14 protein-coding genes and 1 tRNA gene are annotated in these 15,576 nt (G+C 70.4%); 7 read left to right on the top strand and 8 right to left on the bottom strand.

Translation table 11 applies throughout. The features are described 5' to 3' along the window. Positions 1–9: 9 nt before the first annotated feature. From eno to ACFWPA_RS03630, 7 genes are all read right to left on the bottom strand, one after another. Positions 10–1,296, bottom strand: a complete 1,287-nt coding sequence (eno, locus tag ACFWPA_RS03660; RefSeq protein WP_378505692.1) for a phosphopyruvate hydratase — start codon at positions 1,294–1,296, stop codon at positions 10–12. Between the two features lie 67 nt (positions 1,297–1,363). After that, positions 1,364–2,083: a lytic transglycosylase domain-containing protein gene (locus ACFWPA_RS03655; RefSeq protein WP_378569659.1), complete on the bottom strand. Its 720-nt coding sequence runs from the start codon at positions 2,081–2,083 to the stop codon at positions 1,364–1,366. A gap of 11 nt (positions 2,084–2,094) precedes the next feature. After that, complete coding sequence (locus ACFWPA_RS03650; RefSeq protein ID WP_378505690.1) at positions 2,095–2,760, bottom strand: MazG family protein; 666 nt, start codon at positions 2,758–2,760, stop codon at positions 2,095–2,097. Next, positions 2,757–6,440 (bottom strand): transcription-repair coupling factor, encoded by a 3,684-nt coding sequence (gene mfd, locus ACFWPA_RS03645; protein ID WP_378569658.1) that lies wholly within the window; start codon positions 6,438–6,440, stop codon positions 2,757–2,759. The genes ACFWPA_RS03650 and mfd overlap by 4 nt, the downstream gene beginning before the upstream one ends. Before the next feature lie 93 nt (positions 6,441–6,533). Continuing rightward, positions 6,534–7,769, bottom strand: coding sequence for a Tat pathway signal protein (locus tag ACFWPA_RS03640; RefSeq protein WP_378505688.1), 1,236 nt, complete (start codon positions 7,767–7,769; stop codon positions 6,534–6,536). After that, on the bottom strand, positions 7,766–9,073 hold the full coding sequence (locus tag ACFWPA_RS03635; RefSeq protein WP_378505687.1) for a lipase family protein: 1,308 nt from the start codon (positions 9,071–9,073) through the stop codon (positions 7,766–7,768). The genes ACFWPA_RS03640 and ACFWPA_RS03635 overlap by 4 nt, the downstream gene beginning before the upstream one ends. A 53-nt stretch (positions 9,074–9,126) precedes the next feature. Then, the gene (locus ACFWPA_RS03630; protein WP_378506032.1) at positions 9,127–9,717 is read right to left on the bottom strand and encodes a TetR/AcrR family transcriptional regulator; all 591 of its coding nucleotides are present in this window, start codon (positions 9,715–9,717) and stop codon (positions 9,127–9,129) included. Positions 9,718–9,925: 208 nt separating this feature from the next. Here ACFWPA_RS03630 and ACFWPA_RS03625 point away from each other — a divergent pair. From ACFWPA_RS03625 to ACFWPA_RS03600, 6 genes are all read left to right on the top strand, one after another. Further along, positions 9,926–9,996, top strand: a tRNA-Gln gene (locus ACFWPA_RS03625). A 71-nt stretch (positions 9,997–10,067) separates the two neighbouring features. Beyond that, positions 10,068–11,543, top strand: coding sequence for a bifunctional UDP-N-acetylglucosamine diphosphorylase/glucosamine-1-phosphate N-acetyltransferase GlmU (gene glmU, locus ACFWPA_RS03620; RefSeq protein WP_378505686.1), 1,476 nt, complete (start codon positions 10,068–10,070; stop codon positions 11,541–11,543). After that, positions 11,540–12,520 carry a ribose-phosphate diphosphokinase gene (locus tag ACFWPA_RS03615; protein WP_378569657.1) on the top strand — a complete coding sequence of 327 codons (981 nt, stop codon included), beginning with the start codon at positions 11,540–11,542 and terminating at the stop codon, positions 12,518–12,520. Before glmU ends, ACFWPA_RS03615 begins: the two co-directional genes overlap by 4 nt. A 69-nt stretch (positions 12,521–12,589) precedes the next feature. After that, positions 12,590–13,216 (top strand): DUF2461 domain-containing protein, encoded by a 627-nt coding sequence (locus tag ACFWPA_RS03610; protein WP_378569656.1) that lies wholly within the window; start codon positions 12,590–12,592, stop codon positions 13,214–13,216. A 173-nt stretch (positions 13,217–13,389) separates the two neighbouring features. Continuing rightward, positions 13,390–14,076, top strand: a complete 687-nt coding sequence (locus ACFWPA_RS03605) for a hypothetical protein (protein WP_378505683.1) — start codon at positions 13,390–13,392, stop codon at positions 14,074–14,076. Positions 14,077–14,101: 25 nt separating this feature from the next. Continuing rightward, complete coding sequence (locus ACFWPA_RS03600; RefSeq protein ID WP_378506031.1) at positions 14,102–14,590, top strand: GNAT family N-acetyltransferase; 489 nt, start codon at positions 14,102–14,104, stop codon at positions 14,588–14,590. A gap of 34 nt (positions 14,591–14,624) precedes the next feature. On the opposite strand, the gene ACFWPA_RS03595 is transcribed toward ACFWPA_RS03600, so the two are convergent. Further along, entirely contained in the window at positions 14,625–14,951 is a 327-nt protein-coding gene (locus ACFWPA_RS03595; RefSeq protein ID WP_378569655.1) for a hypothetical protein, read from the bottom strand. A 490-nt stretch (positions 14,952–15,441) separates the two neighbouring features. On the opposite strand from ACFWPA_RS03595, the gene ACFWPA_RS03590 reads away from it, so the two are divergent. Next, positions 15,442–15,576 carry a hypothetical protein gene (locus ACFWPA_RS03590; protein ID WP_378505681.1) on the top strand — a complete coding sequence of 45 codons (135 nt, stop codon included), beginning with the start codon at positions 15,442–15,444 and terminating at the stop codon, positions 15,574–15,576.

Genomic DNA, 15,576 nt, shown 5'->3' with positions numbered 1-15,576 from the left:
GTCAGCCGGTCAGGAGCCGAACGAGAACCGCGGGAACGCGAGCTCGCCTGCGTACCGGGCGGCGTCGCCGAGCGACTCCTCGATGCGCAGCAGCTGGTTGTACTTGGCGACCCGCTCGGAACGGGCCGGGGCACCGGTCTTGATCTGGCCGCTGCCGACGGCGACGGCGAGGTCGGCGATGGTGGTGTCCTCGGTCTCGCCGGACCGGTGGCTCATCATCGTCTTGTAGCCGTTGCGGTGCGCGAGGTCCACGGCGTCGAGGGTCTCGGTCAGCGTGCCGATCTGGTTGACCTTGACCAGCAGCGCGTTGGCCGCACCCTTCACGATGCCGTCCTCGAGACGCTCCGGGTTGGTGACGAACAGGTCGTCGCCGACGAGCTGGACCTTGTCCCCGATGGCCTCGGTGAGGGCGACCCAGCCCTCCCAGTCGTCCTCGCTGAGCGGGTCCTCGATCGAGACGAGGGGGTACTGGCCGAGCAGCTCGGCGTAGAAGGCGCCCATCTCGGCGGCCGTCCGGTTCTGGCCCTCGAACTTGTACCCGGTGCCGTCGGTGTAGAACTCGGTGGCTGCGACATCGAGCGCGAGCGCCACGTCGGTGCCCAGCTTGAGTCCGGTCTTGTCGACGGCCTCGCTGATCAGGTCGAGGGCGGCCTTGGTGCCCGCGACGTCGGGCGCGAAGCCGCCCTCGTCGCCGAGGCCGGTGGACAGGCCCTTGGCCTTGAGAACCGACTTGAGCGAGTGGTACACCTCGGTGCCCCAACGCAGCGACTCCTTGAAGGTGGCCGCCCCGACCGGCGCGACCATGAACTCCTGGACGTCGACGCCGGTGTCGGCGTGCGCGCCGCCGTTGAGGATGTTCATCATCGGCACCGGCAGGATGTGGGCGTTCGGGCCGCCGACGTAGCGGTACAGCTCGAGTCCCGAGGACTCGGCCGCGGCCCGCGCCACCGCGAGGGACGCACCGAGCAGGGCGTTGGCGCCGAGCCGCGACTTGTCGGGGGTGCCGTCCTCGTCGAGGAGGGCCTGGTCGACGGCGCGCTGCTCGCTGGCGTCGATGCCGATGATCGCGGGTGCGATGTCGCCGAGAACGGCCTCGACGGCCTTCTGGACACCCTTGCCGTTGTAGCGGTCGCCACCGTCGCGCAGTTCGACGGCCTCGTGCTCACCGGTCGACGCGCCGGACGGCACGGCGGCGCGGGCGAAGGTGCCGTCGTCGAGCAGCACCTCGACCTCGACCGTGGGGTTGCCTCGGGAATCGAGGATCTCGCGGGCTCCGACCTGCTCGATGATGGCCACGAATGGTTCTCCTAATAACGGCGTAGACGATGTCGGTACATAGTGCCAGGTCTGAGCCTAGGGCATGTCACGGCGCACTCCTGACCGCGTAAGTGTTGGCCCGGTCCCGCACATCGAGCAGGTACTGGCCGGACAGGTTGTACGCCATCAGCGCCTGCCGCCAGCCCGCCTCGCCGGTGAGGTCTCCGCCGCGGGCACACAGGTAGCGGCCCGCGGTGAGGGCCGCGTCGTCGATGTTGTCGGGGTCGACGACGCCGTCACCGTTCGCGTCGACACCCCAACGCACCCAGGTCTCCGGGATGAACTGCAACGGACCCATCGCCCGGTCGTGGACCGGGTCGCCGTCCATGACGCCGCCGTCGGTGTCGGGGATCTCGGCGACCCCGGGCCCACCGTCCAGGGGGATCCCGCGGATCGCGGGCGCGACGGTCCCGTCGGCGGCGACCCGCGCGCCACGGTGGGTGCCGTGCCTGCTCTCCACGCCCGCAATACCCGCGATCGTGGTCCAGGCGATGCCGCAGTCGGGGCGGGACCGGGCCATCACCGCTGCCGCGTACCCGTACGCCTCGAGGGCGGTGGCGGACACCCCGGTCTCCTCGGACAGTGCGGCCGCCCAGCCGGCGAGCTGGTCCGCGGTGCGCCCCGGCCCGTCGACGTCGATCGGCGGCAACGCCGCGCCGGGCAGCGGCGGGATGTTCTGCGGGATCGGCGGATCCTGTGCGCAGCCGCCGAGCAGGACGGCGACCGCGAGCGCGACACCGCCGACGGCAGCCGCTCGGGGCGGCACCGGTCGGCGCGTCACCACAGCGCGGACCAGGTGTCCGGCGTGAGCGCCCCCGGCACCGACCCCGACTCCCTGGCCGCCCGTTCCGTCGCCCGGACCCGCTCGGCGAACCCGAGCACCGCCCTGCGCAGGGCGTCCTCGGCGTTCTCCCCGGCGACGATCCGCACCACCCGAATGTCCTCGGGTATCAGGTCGGCGGGCAGCCCGGCCCGGGTGGCCCGGTCGATCACCTTCTCCGCCAACGCGAGTGCGGGCTGGGCCATCGCGATGCCGTCCAGGCAGGACGCCCGCGCCTTCTCCGCGGCCTTCGCGACCTCCCACGCGCGTTCCTGCTCGGCGACGTCGACGGGGCCGGTGTGCCCGTTGGTCAGGTGCGGGCTACGCCCCGACAGCTTCGCGACCAGGCCGCGGGCAACGTCGTCGACGGTGAACGGATCGGTGGCCGATTCCTGCGCGATCCGCGCGTGGAAGAGCACCTGCAGCAACAGGTCTCCGAGTTCCTCCCGCAATCCGACCGGGTCGCCCGCGTCGATCGCGTCGAGCAGCTCGTAGGTTTCCTCCAGCAGGTACCGGCGCAGCGAATCGTGCGTCTGGGTGACCTCCCAGCCGCCGAAGGACCAGAGCCGGTCCATCACCTCGGCGGCCTCGACCAGGCCGTCGCCCGGCCTGCCACCGGTCACGCCGACGCCCCGACCGGGACCGACACGTCGACGGCGCCGGCGGCCCGCCCGTCCATCGCGAGCAGGAAGTCGGCGATGTACTGCAGCAGCTGCACGTCCCGCACCCGATCCGACCCGACACCGCCGGTGCGCGGCAGCGGCATCTGCACCAGGCCGGTGGTGGCCCGGTATTGGGCGGCGGAGTACAGCCGCTTGAGCCGCAGCTGCTTGGAATCGGGCAGCTGCATCGGCGAGATCTTGAGCTGGGTTCCGGTGACGGCGACCTCCTCGATCCCGTACTCGCGGCACAGCAGGCGCAGCTTCGCGACCGACACCAGCCTGCCGACCTCCTCGGGCAGCGGCCCGTAGCGGTCGACGAGCTCGTCGATGACGGCGGTGATCTCGTCGTCGTTGCCGGCAGCGGCGAGCTTGCGGTACGCCTCGAGCCGCAGCCGGTCGCTGGTCACGTAGTCGGGTGGGATGTGCGCGTCGACCGGCAGGTCGATCCGCACCTCCTTCGGCGCCTCGTCGGTGGTGATCGGCTTGCCGTCCGCGACGGCGCGGTAGGCCTCGACCGCCTCCCCGACCAGGCGCACATACAGGTCGAAGCCGACCCCGGCGACGTGCCCGGACTGCTCGGCGCCCAACACGTTTCCGGCGCCGCGGATCTCGAGGTCCTTCATCGCGACGGCCATGCCCGCACCGAGGTCGGAGTTCTGCGAGATGGTGGCGAGCCGGTCGTAGGCGGTCTCGGTGAGCGGCTTCTCCGGCGGGTACAGGAAATAGGCGTAGCCGCGCTCCCTGCTGCGCCCGACGCGGCCGCGCAGCTGGTGCAGCTGGGACAGCCCGAGCGAGTCGGCGCGTTCCACGATGAGGGTGTTGGCGTTGGAAATGTCGAGCCCGGTCTCGATGATCGTGGTGCACACCAGGACATCGAACTCGCGCTCCCAGAAGCCCTGCACGGTCTTCTCCAGGGTCTCCTCGTTCATCTGGCCGTGCGCGACCACCACCCGCGCCTCCGGCACCAGCTCGCGGATCCGCTTGGCGGCCTTGTCGATCGAACTCACCCGGTTGTGCACGTAGAACACCTGGCCGTCGCGGAGCAGCTCGCGGCGGATCGCGGCGGCGACCTGCTTGTCGGCATACGCGCCGACGTAGGTGAGGATCGGGTGCCGCTCCTCGGGCGGGGTGAGGATCGTCGACATCTCCCGGATCCCGGCCATGCTCATCTCCAGGGTGCGCGGGATCGGCGTCGCCGACATGGTGAGCACGTCGACGTGGGTGCGCAGCGCCTTGATGTGTTCCTTGTGTTCGACGCCGAACCGCTGTTCCTCGTCGACGATCACCAGCCCCAGGTCCTTCCAGCGCACCCCGGTCTGCAGCAGCCGGTGGGTGCCGACGACGACGTCGACCTCGCCGTCGGCGAGCTGCGCGATGATCTCCTTGGACTCCCCCGCGTCGGTGAACCGGGACAGGCCGCGCACCTTCACCGGGAAGTTCGCCATCCGTTCGGCGAAGGTCTGCAGATGCTGCTGCGCGAGCAGGGTCGTCGGTACCAGCACCGCGACCTGCTTGCCGTCCTGCACGGCCTTGAACGCGGCGCGCACGGCGACCTCGGTCTTGCCGTAGCCGACGTCACCGATGACCACCCGGTCCATCGGGACCGGCTTCTCCATGTCGGCCTTGACCTCGTCGATGACGGTCAACTGGTCGTGGGTTTCGGTGAACGCGAACGCGTCCTCCATCTCCTTCTGCCACGGGGTGTCCGGGCCGAACGCGTGCCCCGGCGCCGCCTGCCGCGCCGCGTACAGCTGCACCAGCTCGCCCGCGATCTCCCGGACCGCCTTGCGGGCCTTGCGTTTCGTGTTCTGCCAGTCGGATCCGCCGAGCTTGGACAGCGCGGGCAGCTCGCCGCCGACGTACCGCGAGAGCTGGTCGAGCGACTCCATCGGGACGAACAGCCGGTCGCCGGGGTGGCCGCGTTTGCTCGCCGCGTACTCGATCACCAGGTACTCGCGGCGGGCGCCGCCGACGGTGCGTTCGACCATCTCCACGAACCTGCCGATGCCGTGCTGGTCGTGGACGACCATGTCGCCCGCGGTCAGCGCCAGCGGGTCGACCTGGTTGCGGCGCTTGGGCGGCAGCTTCCTTCCGTCGCCGGCCGCGGCGACCCGGTTGCCGGTCAGGTCCGATTCGGAGACCAACACCAGACCGGCAGGCTCCGCTCCGGCGGGAAGGATCAGGCCGTTCTGCAGGGTGGCGCACAGCACCGACACCTGGCCGCGGGGCGGTTCGCCGCCGGGCGCGAGGTGAGCGGCGGGCACCTCCGCGTCCCCGAGTCGTTCCAGCGCGCGCTGCGCGGTGCCTGCCCCGGCGACCACGATCGCGGCCCGGCCACCGGTGCTGACGTGCGCCCGGAGCATCACGAACAGCTCGGCAAGCAGATCGTCGGAGCCGCGCACCTCCGGCGCCGCCTGCACGTCGAGGACCAGTTCGTCGGCACTGCCGGAGGCGAGCGGGCTGACCGTCCACCACGGTCTCCCCTGCGCGGTCGCGCTCGCATGCACCTGCCGCAGCGTCCGGTACGCCGACGCAGCAAGGGCGGCCCCTGACACCCCGACCCCGGAGGTGTCGAGCGTGGAGGTGTCCAGCGGTGCGGCCGCCCCGATCGACGCCGCGGTCCAGGACGCCTCGAGGAACTCCTGCCCGGTGCGGACCAGATCTGTTGCGCGGGTACGGATTTTCTCCGGATCGCAGAGCAGGACGTGGGTGCCCTCGGGCAATGCCTCGGTCAGCAGCACCAGCTCCCCGTTTTGCAGCACCGGCAGCAGCGCCTCCATGCCGTCGACGGGGATACCCGCGGACAGCTTGTCGAGCATCTCGACCAGTGCCGCGTCGGCCTGGTTGTCGCGTGCCAGGGCGGCCGCGCGGTCGCGGACCGTCTCGGTGAGCAGCAACTCGCGGCACGGCGGCGCGATCAGGGCGGCGACCTCGAGGTCCGGCAGGGACCGCTGGTCGGCCACCGAGAACGGCCGAAGCTCGGTCACCTCATCCCCCCAGAACTCCACCCGCACAGGATGATCCGCGGTCGGAGAGAAAATATCGAGGATGCCGCCACGGACCGCGAACTCGCCGCGCTTGCCGACCATGTCGACGCGGGTGTACGCCATCTCGACGAGCCGCGCGATCAGCTCGTCGAACGGGCTCTCGCTGCCGACCCGCAGGGTGACCGGTGCGATCTCGCCGAGGCCGGGTGCCATCGGCTGCACCAGCGAGCGGACGGTGGTGACGACCACCTTCAGCGGCGGCCCGTAGTCGGCGTTGTCCGGGTGCGCGAGCCTGCGCAGCACCTCGAGTCGACGTCCGACGGTGTCGGCACCCGGGGACAGCCGCTCGTGCGGCAGGGTCTCCCAGGACGGGAACTGCGCGACCGCGTCCCCGAGGATCTCCCGCAGCTCCGTGGTGAGATCGTCGGCTTCGCGTCCGGTGGCGGTGACGAGCAGCAGCTGACCGTGCTCGGCGATCGCGGACGCGAGGAAGGGCCGAACCGGGTTCGGCGCGACCAGCGCGAGCTCGGCGCGCCCGAGGGCATCCCGAACCGGGCCGAACGCGGCCCCGGCGAGCGCGACCCGGGCGATGCCCGCGAGCGGAAGATGCGGCTGCCCGGATTCCGGGCCCGCGGTGGACAGCGTCGATGGCATGTGGATGTGACCGCCCCTGGATCGCCGAACGAGGACCGGCCGCCGTGCCCGACGGCCCCGACCGATTCTAGGCCGGGCGCCCTGGCCCGGAGATCAGCGGTAGTGGACCTGCGTCGTCCGTGCCATCGAGGTGAGCATCTGCGGGAGCCGCATCAGCGCCCGCTGCTGCAGGATCTGCTGCTCCATCGGCGCGCTGAGGGTGTCGCGCCACAGCTGCGGCCGGTCCTCCTTGAGCGCCCGGTACTTCGGCAGCATCTGCTCGGTGATGTACGCCCAGCGGGCGTCCCGCTCGGACCAGTTGAATGCGGGCAGCGGGGTCTGCAGCCGCCACTGCGGTCCGGTGACCGGGCGGCCGGTGACGTCGCCCGCGGTCAGGGTCAGCGGGGCTGCCTCCCGCGGCGGGACCACCCCGGGGATCGCGGGATCGGCCGCGACGGTGGACAGGTAGGTCAGTGCCCGCCCGACCGGGCCGCGGTACGCGCGGGCGCGGTCCCACTGATCGCCGATCGACTGGTACTGCTCCCGGTACAGCAGCCGCTTGTTGCCCTCGACCACCAGGTCCGGGTCGCCGGTGGCGATGTCCCGCCACGCGCCGTACGCGTTCTCGTCGATCAGGCCGGCGTCGCGGTACTCGTCGATCGCGGTCATGCCTGCCGCGAGGTACGCCTCGTGCTGCGGGATCAGGTCCATGAAGATGTGCTTGCTCATCGCGATGACCTGCACCTGGAAGTGCGCGATGTCGTCGGCGGTGATGGTGCGGCCCACCTCGAACAGGGCCTGCAGGTCCTCGGGGAGGGTCGCCTTCGCGGGCGCGGCAGCGTCGTCGAGCGGCCGGACGATCGCGGCGACCGCGTCGGTGACGCCCCGCACACCGAGGACCACCCGGCCGAGGTCGACGTCCATGATCCCGGCCGCGAACGACGGCCCGGCCATGCCGCCCTGCCCGGTCCACAGGAAGTCCGCGTTCTCGAGTTGGAGTCGCTCGTAGTACCGGAAGGTGTTCGCCAGGTTCTGTTCGTTGGCGGCAAGGCCTCGGTTCGGGTCCCAGTTCGTCAGGTCCAGGCCCGCCTTGACGGTGGCGGTGGTCAGCCAGAACTGTTGCAGCAGTGCCGCGTACCGGGTCGGGTCGACGCCCGCCGCGCGGGCCCGGTCGAGCGCGGCACCGAGGACGGCAGGGTCGGTCGGTAGGTCCGGGGCGACGCCGCCGTTGCCTTCGGCGTCCGCGTTGGACAGCGGAACGTCGAGGTACGCGAGATCGTCGGCGAGGGCGACCGTAGGCGTCAGCAGCGCCGCGACGGCCACCAGCACCGTCGCGATCGCCGCCCTCACCGCCGCGCCTCCGCGAAGCGGCCGACGAACCAGTCCACGTTCTGCATGCCGAGCAGTTCGGTGCCGACCCGGTACGGGTTGGTGAGGATGTCGAACACGCCGCACACGCTCGGGTCGACGGTGACCTCGGTTCCGCCTGCCCGGTACGCGGCGACCAGGTTCTCGACGTCCGAGTACGGGACGAGGAAGTCGTCGCGGCAGGAGGTCATCAGCACCGGCGCCGCCGGCGCCCGCTGACCCATCCGGTTCTCGGCGTATGCCCTGGCGAAGACCGGGTTGTCCGCGGGACGGCCGTTCTCGTACAGCGCGCCGAGCGGAAGGAACGGCATGTACAGGTAGTTCTGCTGGCAGGTGTTGTTGAAGGCGTCGGCGACGAGCCTGCCGAGCGGGGTCAGTTCCCGGTCGAGGTCGATCTCCGGGTAGGTGGCGGCGTAGCTCAGCGAGTTCGCGAACACGAATCCGGCGCCGATGCCGCCGTCGGCGCTCCGCTCGAAGGTGGCGCTGTCGATGACCATCGCCTGCAGCACGGTGCCGACGACGTTCAGTTCCGGCGCGTAGCTGGCCTGCTTCTCGGCGGCGAACCCGGCGGCGACGCCGCCCCCCGCGATCCCGTACAGCCCGATCGGGGTGTCGGCGGCGAGGCCCGCGTCGGGCAGCGCAAGCGCGGCGCGCAGGCCGTCCAGGGTTGCGGCGCCCGCGAAGTTGCCGACCGCGAACCCGTTGGGTGCGGTGTCCCCGTCGTTGGCGGTGTCGCTCATCATCACGGCCCAGCCGTGCCCGAACATCTGCGCCACCGGGCCGAGCGCGGAGAACAGGGACGGGTCGCCCTGGTTGCCGCCCGTCCACTGGGTGCTCGGCATGCAGTTCGGGCCGAGGCTGTCGTTCGCCTCCGCGTATCCGACGAGCTTGCGTTCGCCGGCGGGGGTGCCGTCCTGCGGAATCATCAGGATGCCGGTGCTGACGGTCGGCGACCCGTCGAAGGCGGTGGTGACGTACATCAGCTGCCACGCCGACACGTGGCCGGGCTGCACACCGTAGACCTGGACCGTCGCGGGCCGGGCCCGCAGCAGGGTTCCCGGTGCGGCGTCACCGACCGGCGGGGCGTCGTACCAGGGGTCGTCGCTGGCCAGCCGCGGGTACCACTGCTGCGGCGGCGCGATGCCGCCGTCGGCGAGGGTGCTCAGCACGAACGGGTTGAACACCTTGTCGAGCGGCACCGGCTCGGACGCCGCCGAGGTGCCCGCCGAGACGACGAGGAGCGCGGCAGCGAGGGCGGTGCCGAGGAGTCCGGTCCTGGTGATCATGGCTGCTGTGTCGAACCGCTACACCTATTCGTTACAAACCGGTCGGTTCCCGTTCACTTCCCGAGCTGCGGATCCGCCTCCAGGTTCGTCAGGCCGTTCCAGCACAGGTTCACCAGGTGCGCGGCAACGGTCTCCTTCGGCGGTGTCCGCTCGTCGAGCCACCACGTCGCGGTCGTCGCGACCATGCCGACCAGGGCCTGCGCGTACAGCGTCGCCAACTCCGGATCGAACCCGCGACGGGAGAAGTCGCCTGCGAGAAGATGCCCGACCCGGGTGACGGCCTCGTTCAGCAGGCTCGAATAGGTGCCCTCCTCCGCCGACACCGGGGAATCCCGCACCAGGATCCGGAACCCCTCGGTGCGCTCCTCGACGTAGGTGAGCAGCGCCAGTGCCGCCCGCTCGACCCGCACCCGCGACCGGTTCTGCTCGAGGGAGCGGGTCACCATGTCCAGCAGCACCGACATCTCGCGGTCGACGACGACCGCGTAGAGCCCTTCCTTGCCACCGAAATGCTCGTAGACGACCGGCTTCGAGACGTTCGCGCGGGCGGAGATCTCCTCTATCGACGCGGCCTCGTAGCCGCGCTCGGCGAACACACTGCGGCCGATCTCGATCAGCTGCTCGCGGCGCTGCGTCCCGGTCATCCGGGTCCGGGGCGGCTTGTCGGCTGGGGGCTGCTTGTCGGCCGGGGCCTGCGGTGGTCGCGACATGGTGCCAGCGTATCGGCCCACCGCATCCGAACCGGCGAGGCGGTTAGCACCGACACGGGTGCTCATGCGAGGATCTAGGGCGCACAGCGGACCGCCGAAGCCGGGGTTTCGACCCCTGGATGTTCTGCGAATCCGCAGGCAATCCGCCGTAGTGTAATGGCAGCACCTCTGATTTTGGTTCAGATAGTTCAGGTTCGAGTCCTGGCGGCGGAGCACCTCACAGACACACACGACGCAGAACCAGCACATGTCGATTCGGGCACACTGTCGATACGAGGAGCTTCATGTCAACCGAGACCGCCGTGATCGTCCTAGCCGCCGGAGCGGGGACACGGATGCGGTCCAAGACCCCGAAGGTGCTGCACACCCTCGCGGGGCGTTCGATGCTCGCGCATTCGCTGCACGCGGCGGCGGAACTGAAGCCGACCCACCTCGTCGTTGTCGTCGGGCATGAGCGGGAGGCGGTCGGGGCGGCCGTCGCGGACACCGCCACCGCCCTCGGCATCGAGATCGCGACCGCGGTGCAGGAGCAGCAGAACGGCACCGGCCACGCGGTCCAGTGCGGTCTCGCCGCGGTGCCCGCGGACTTCACCGGCACCGTCGTCGTCACCTCCGCGGACGTTCCCCTGCTCGACGGGCACACCCTGCGGGGGCTGCTCGACGAGCATCACGCCGAGCCGACACCGGCGGGCGCGACCGTTCTGACGTTCGTCCCCGCCGACCCCAACGGGTACGGCCGGATCGTGCGCGACGCCGCAGGCGCGGTGCTGGAGATCGTTGAGCACGCGGACGCGACCCCCGACCAGATCGCGATCACCGAGGTCAATTCCGGCGTGTACGCGTTCGACGCGCAGGTGCTGCGGGACGCCGTTGCGCGCCTGGATCCGAGCAACGCGCAGCGTGAGTTCTACCTCACCGATGCGCTGCGGATCGCCCGCGAGCTCGGCAGGGATGTGTACGCCGCGCAGCTCGACGACCCGGGCAAGGTCGCAGGCGCCAACGACCGCGTGCAGCTGGCCGCGTTGGCCCGCGACCTGAACCGCCGCATCCTCGATGCTCACATGCGGGCCGGGGTGACCGTCGTCGACCCGGCGAGCACGTGGATCGACGTCGACGTGATCATCGAGCGCGACGCCACCATCCGGCCCGGCGTGCAGTTGCACGGCCGGACCGTGATCGGCGAGGACGCGGTGATCGGGCCGGACAGCACGCTCACCGACGTCACCGTCGGGGCGGGGGCCTCGGTGGTCCGCACCCACGGTGAGCGGGCGGTGATCGGCGCCAGCGCCACCGTCGGGCCGTTCACCTTCCTCCGTCCGGGCACCGTGCTCGGCGCCGCGGGCAAGCTCGGGGCGTTCGTCGAGGTCAAGAACTCCGACATCGGCGACCACACCAAGGTGCCGCACCTGACGTACGTCGGGGACGCGAGCATCGGGTCGCACAGCAACATCGGGGCGTCGAGCGTCTTCGTCAATTACGACGGGGTCACCAAGACCCGTACCGTGGTGGGGTCGCACGTGCGGACCGGGTCGGACACCATGTTCGTCGCACCGGTACGGGTAGGCGACGGCGCATACACCGGCGCAGGCACCGTCCTGCGTGAGGACGTGCCGCCGGGGGCGCTGGCCGTCTCCGGAGGCAAGCAACGCAATATCGAGGGTTGGGTCGAACGCAATCGTCCCGGCACGGCGGCCGCGGAGGCGGCGGCCACCGCACAGCAGCACAACGATGACACGAACAAGGACGGCGAAGAGCAGTGACCGCGAATTGGATCGACAACCAGAAGAACCTGATGCTCTTCTCCGGTCGCGCGCATCCCGAACTGGCGGAGCAGGTGGCGAAGGAACTGGACATCCAGGTCACCCCGCAGACGGCGACGGACTTCGCCAACGGCGAGATCTTCGTCCGGTTCGAGGAGTCGGTGCGCGGATCCGACGCGTTCGTGCTGCAGAGTCACCCGGCGCCGCTGAACCAGTGGGTGATGGAGCAGTTGATCATGATCGACGCGCTCAAGCGGGGCTCCGCGAAGCGCATCACCGCGATCCTGCCGTTCTACCCGTACGCCCGCCAGGACAAGAAGCACCGCGGCCGTGAGCCGATCTCCGCGCGCCTGATCGCGGACATGCTCAAGACCGCGGGCGCGGACCGGATCATCACCGTCGATCTGCACACCGATCAGATCCAGGGCTTCTTCGACGGACCCGTCGACCACATGCACGCGCTCGGCCAGCTCGCCGGCTATGTGCGGGAGAACTACGGCACCGAGAACACCTGCGTGGTCTCCCCCGACGCGGGCCGCGTCAAGGTCGCCGAGAAGTGGGCCGACGCCCTCGACGGCGCACCGCTGGCGTTCGTGCACAAGACCCGCGACCCGCTGGTCCCGAACCAGGTCAAGTCCAATCGCGTCGTCGGCGACGTGAAGGGCATGACCTGCGTCCTGATCGACGACATGATCGACACCGGCGGCACCATCGCGGGTGCGGTGAAGGTGCTCAAGGACTCCGGAGCGGGCGACGTGATCATCGCGACCACGCACGGCGTCTTCTCCGACCCGGCGGCCGAGCGCCTGGCGACCTGCGGCGCGAAGGAGGTCATCGCGACCAACACGCTGCCGATCCCGGAGTCCAAGCGCTTCCCGACGCTGACGGTGCTGTCCATCGCCCCGCTGCTCGCGCGCACCATCAAGGAGGTCTTCGAGAACGGCTCGGTGACCTCGCTGTTCAACGGCATCGCGTAGGCGTTCGGCGCCCGTGCCCGCGTCCGGCGGCTGAGCCCCGGCACGCGCGCACGGGCGTAGCCTTTTCGTGTGTTCACCGGATTCCCCGTCGCGGCACTCGACTTCTACGAGGACCTCGAGTCCGATAACAGCAAGCGCTTCTGGACCGCGCACCGGTCGGTCTACGACGCGTCGGTGCGGGCTCCGATGCTCGCATTGCTCGAGGAGTTGGAACCGGACTTCGGTTCCGGCAAGGTGTTTCGGCCGTACCGCGACGTGCGGTTCGCGCGGGACAAGTCGCCGTACAAGACCCATCAGGGCGGGTACATCGAAGCCTGCCCCGGCACCGGCTTCTACGTGCAGATCGATGCCCGCGGCCTGTTCGTGGCAGGCGGGTACTGGGCGCACACCCCGGACCGGCTGGCCCGCTACCGCACCGCCGTCGACGCCGACCTGCGCGGCGACCAGCTGGTGACGATCACCGCCGACCTCGAGGCCGCCGGATTCGAGATCGGCGGCGACCGACTCAAGACCGCCCCGCGCGGCTACCGCGCGGACCATCCGCGGATCGAGCTGCTGCGGCACCGCACGCTCACCGCGGGCCTGCTGTTCACCTCACCCGACTGGATCGACAGTCCCCGGACGCTGCGTGAGGTTCGCGAGGCCTGGGGCGCGATGCGGCCCCTCGTCGACTGGCTCGGCGACGTTCTCGACTGACCGCCACCCCGCGACGACGTGACGCAAACCTCTTGCGCGACAACTACTGCCAGCGCACGGACGCCCGCTCCACGCAAGCGAACATGAGATTGATCACGACCGGGGGAAGAACGCCAGGTGCAATGCCGAGCCGGTGTGAAGGGTCCCGATCGTCTGCTTTATTGTCATGCGTCGTGATTGACGCGCAGACTCTCGACGCTCCGGCCGAAACCACAACGATGATGTCGGCCAGACGCGAACCTCGACGAGCCTGGGTTCCCGGAGCCTGCGTCTGGTGCGGTGACGACGAGTCGGTCGACATGTATCGCAACGAGCCGCGCTGCGGCACGTGCCGCGAGAAGGAAGAGATCATCGAGGGCGCACGCCGGTTCCTCGGGATGTACGGCCTGCGCCCCCTCGGCGGCACCCTGCAGTCCGACGACGAGGAAGAGCGCGAGTGGCGGGTCACCGCCCGTGACGCCCGCCAGGTGCTGAACCAGATCAAGCTCGCCACCCCGCCGGATCCGGCGTTGGTCCGCAAGGCGTTGCGCCCCCGCGCCGCCGCCGTCGTCGCCGAGTCCCCCGCTGCCGCAGCGCGACCCGCCCCCTCCGGCACCGCGACGGCCCCCCGCGCCGCGCGCCCGGCGGCCACGCCTGCTGCCGCGCCGGTCCGCTCCGACGCCGTGGACCTCGAGGAGATCCAGACCCGCGCCCTTGCGCTGCTGGACCAGATGACTCAGGTCGACGCGCAGCTGGCCCAGGTGGCCGAGCAGTCCGGGCTCGCGGCCCGCGCCCGGCGCAGCGATCTGGAGAAGCAGAAGGCCACGATCATGCGCACCCTCGGCGCGCTGGAGAAGGCGCGACTGAGCGCGCAACGCTGACAGCGGGCACGATGATCCGGTGACCATCGAGATCCGCGACGCCAGCGCCGCCGACCTGCCCGGGATCCTCGAGATCCACAACGAGGCGGTCCGCAACACCACCGCGATCTGGGACGAGGAGACCGTCGACGTCGCCGACCGGCGGGCCTGGCTCGAGGATCGACGCGCCAACGGGTTCCCGGTGATCGTCGCGGTGTCCGGCGGACGCGTCGCCGGCTATGCCTCCTATGGGGTGTGGCGCGCCAAGAGCGGCTACCGGCACACGGTCGAGAACTCGGTGTACGTGCACCCCGACCATCACCGCAGGGGTGTCGCGTCCGCGCTGATGACCGAACTCGTCTCCCGGGCCCGCGCCGGGCAGGTCCACGTGATGGTGGCCAGCATCGAGGCGGGCAACACCGTCTCGATCGCCCTGCACGAGCGGTTCGGATTCACGGTGGTCGGCGTGATGCCCGAGGTCGGGATCAAGTTCGGCCGGTGGCTCGACATGACCTACCTGCAGTTGATCCTGTAGGTCACCGCCCGCGACCGGCGGGGCTGCCTGCCGGTCAGGCCGGTGCGGGCAAGGCGGGGCTCAGCCACATCGGCTCCCCCGGCAGCTCGCACTCCTCCGGCGCGGGCAGCGGGACGAGTTCCGGCTCGCCCTCCTCCAGCCCGCACGCACGCTCCAACTCCCGCTGTTCGCGGCGCTCCTCCATGCGGTCGCGCCGATCCTGATCGTCGTCCCGGTCCGTTACGTCCGCCGACCGCGGGGCGGCCGACACCGTCGTCGCGTCCGGGCCTGCTGGCGGCGTGGCCCCCTGCAGCGGAGTCGCCAGGCCGATCGCCGCCGCGGTGATCGATCCCAGGAGCCAGGCCGTCGTTGCCATTGTCATGGTGGTGCCGTCCCTCCAGCGGGAGGCCGCGGCGCGTAGCGGTGATCGAGGTCCGCATCGCCGACGCGTCGCCCGGCCATCCGGCGGGCTGTCGTCATGTGCGTACTGGCGACAACCTCTCCGTACCGCGCGTTATTCCCGTCACACGACACCGGTGGACGGGATCGAAACGCAGCGGAAGGCACGCCGACCCGCCGCCGACGACCCTTCAGTCCCGCTGAGCGGGATGAATCTCCGGGACGCCCGCGGGCCGGACGGCCCGCGCACGGCCCCGAACGGACGCGCCAAACCCGCAGGTGACGCCTCAGGTGAATCCGTCAAACGGGGCAAAGCAGACACATTTCCTTCGCCACCCTCACATCATGCCCCGGTGAGAGTTATCCGGATATTCATCTGCATGGTTATCACCGTGCCCAAACCGTGATACCAATTACCCGGCGCTGGCCGATGAGACCTGCGTCACCAACCCCCACATCACAGGAGAAATCACATGGGATCGACCGCTGAAGACCTCAAGCTCGCTGGCGACCTGCAGAAGGTCATCGGTGGCGTCGGCGGCGTCATCGTCGGCCTCGGCGCCGTTGTCGGCCTTGGCATCGCGCTGACCTCCTTCAGCGCAGCCTGA

It is taken from the genome of Rhodococcus sp. NPDC058505 (assembly GCF_042720095.1).
GTDB lineage: Bacteria > Actinomycetota > Actinomycetes > Mycobacteriales > Mycobacteriaceae > Rhodococcus_G.
The sequence above is the reverse complement of the archived record's forward strand: the minus strand, read 5'-3'. Positions and strand labels throughout refer to the sequence as shown.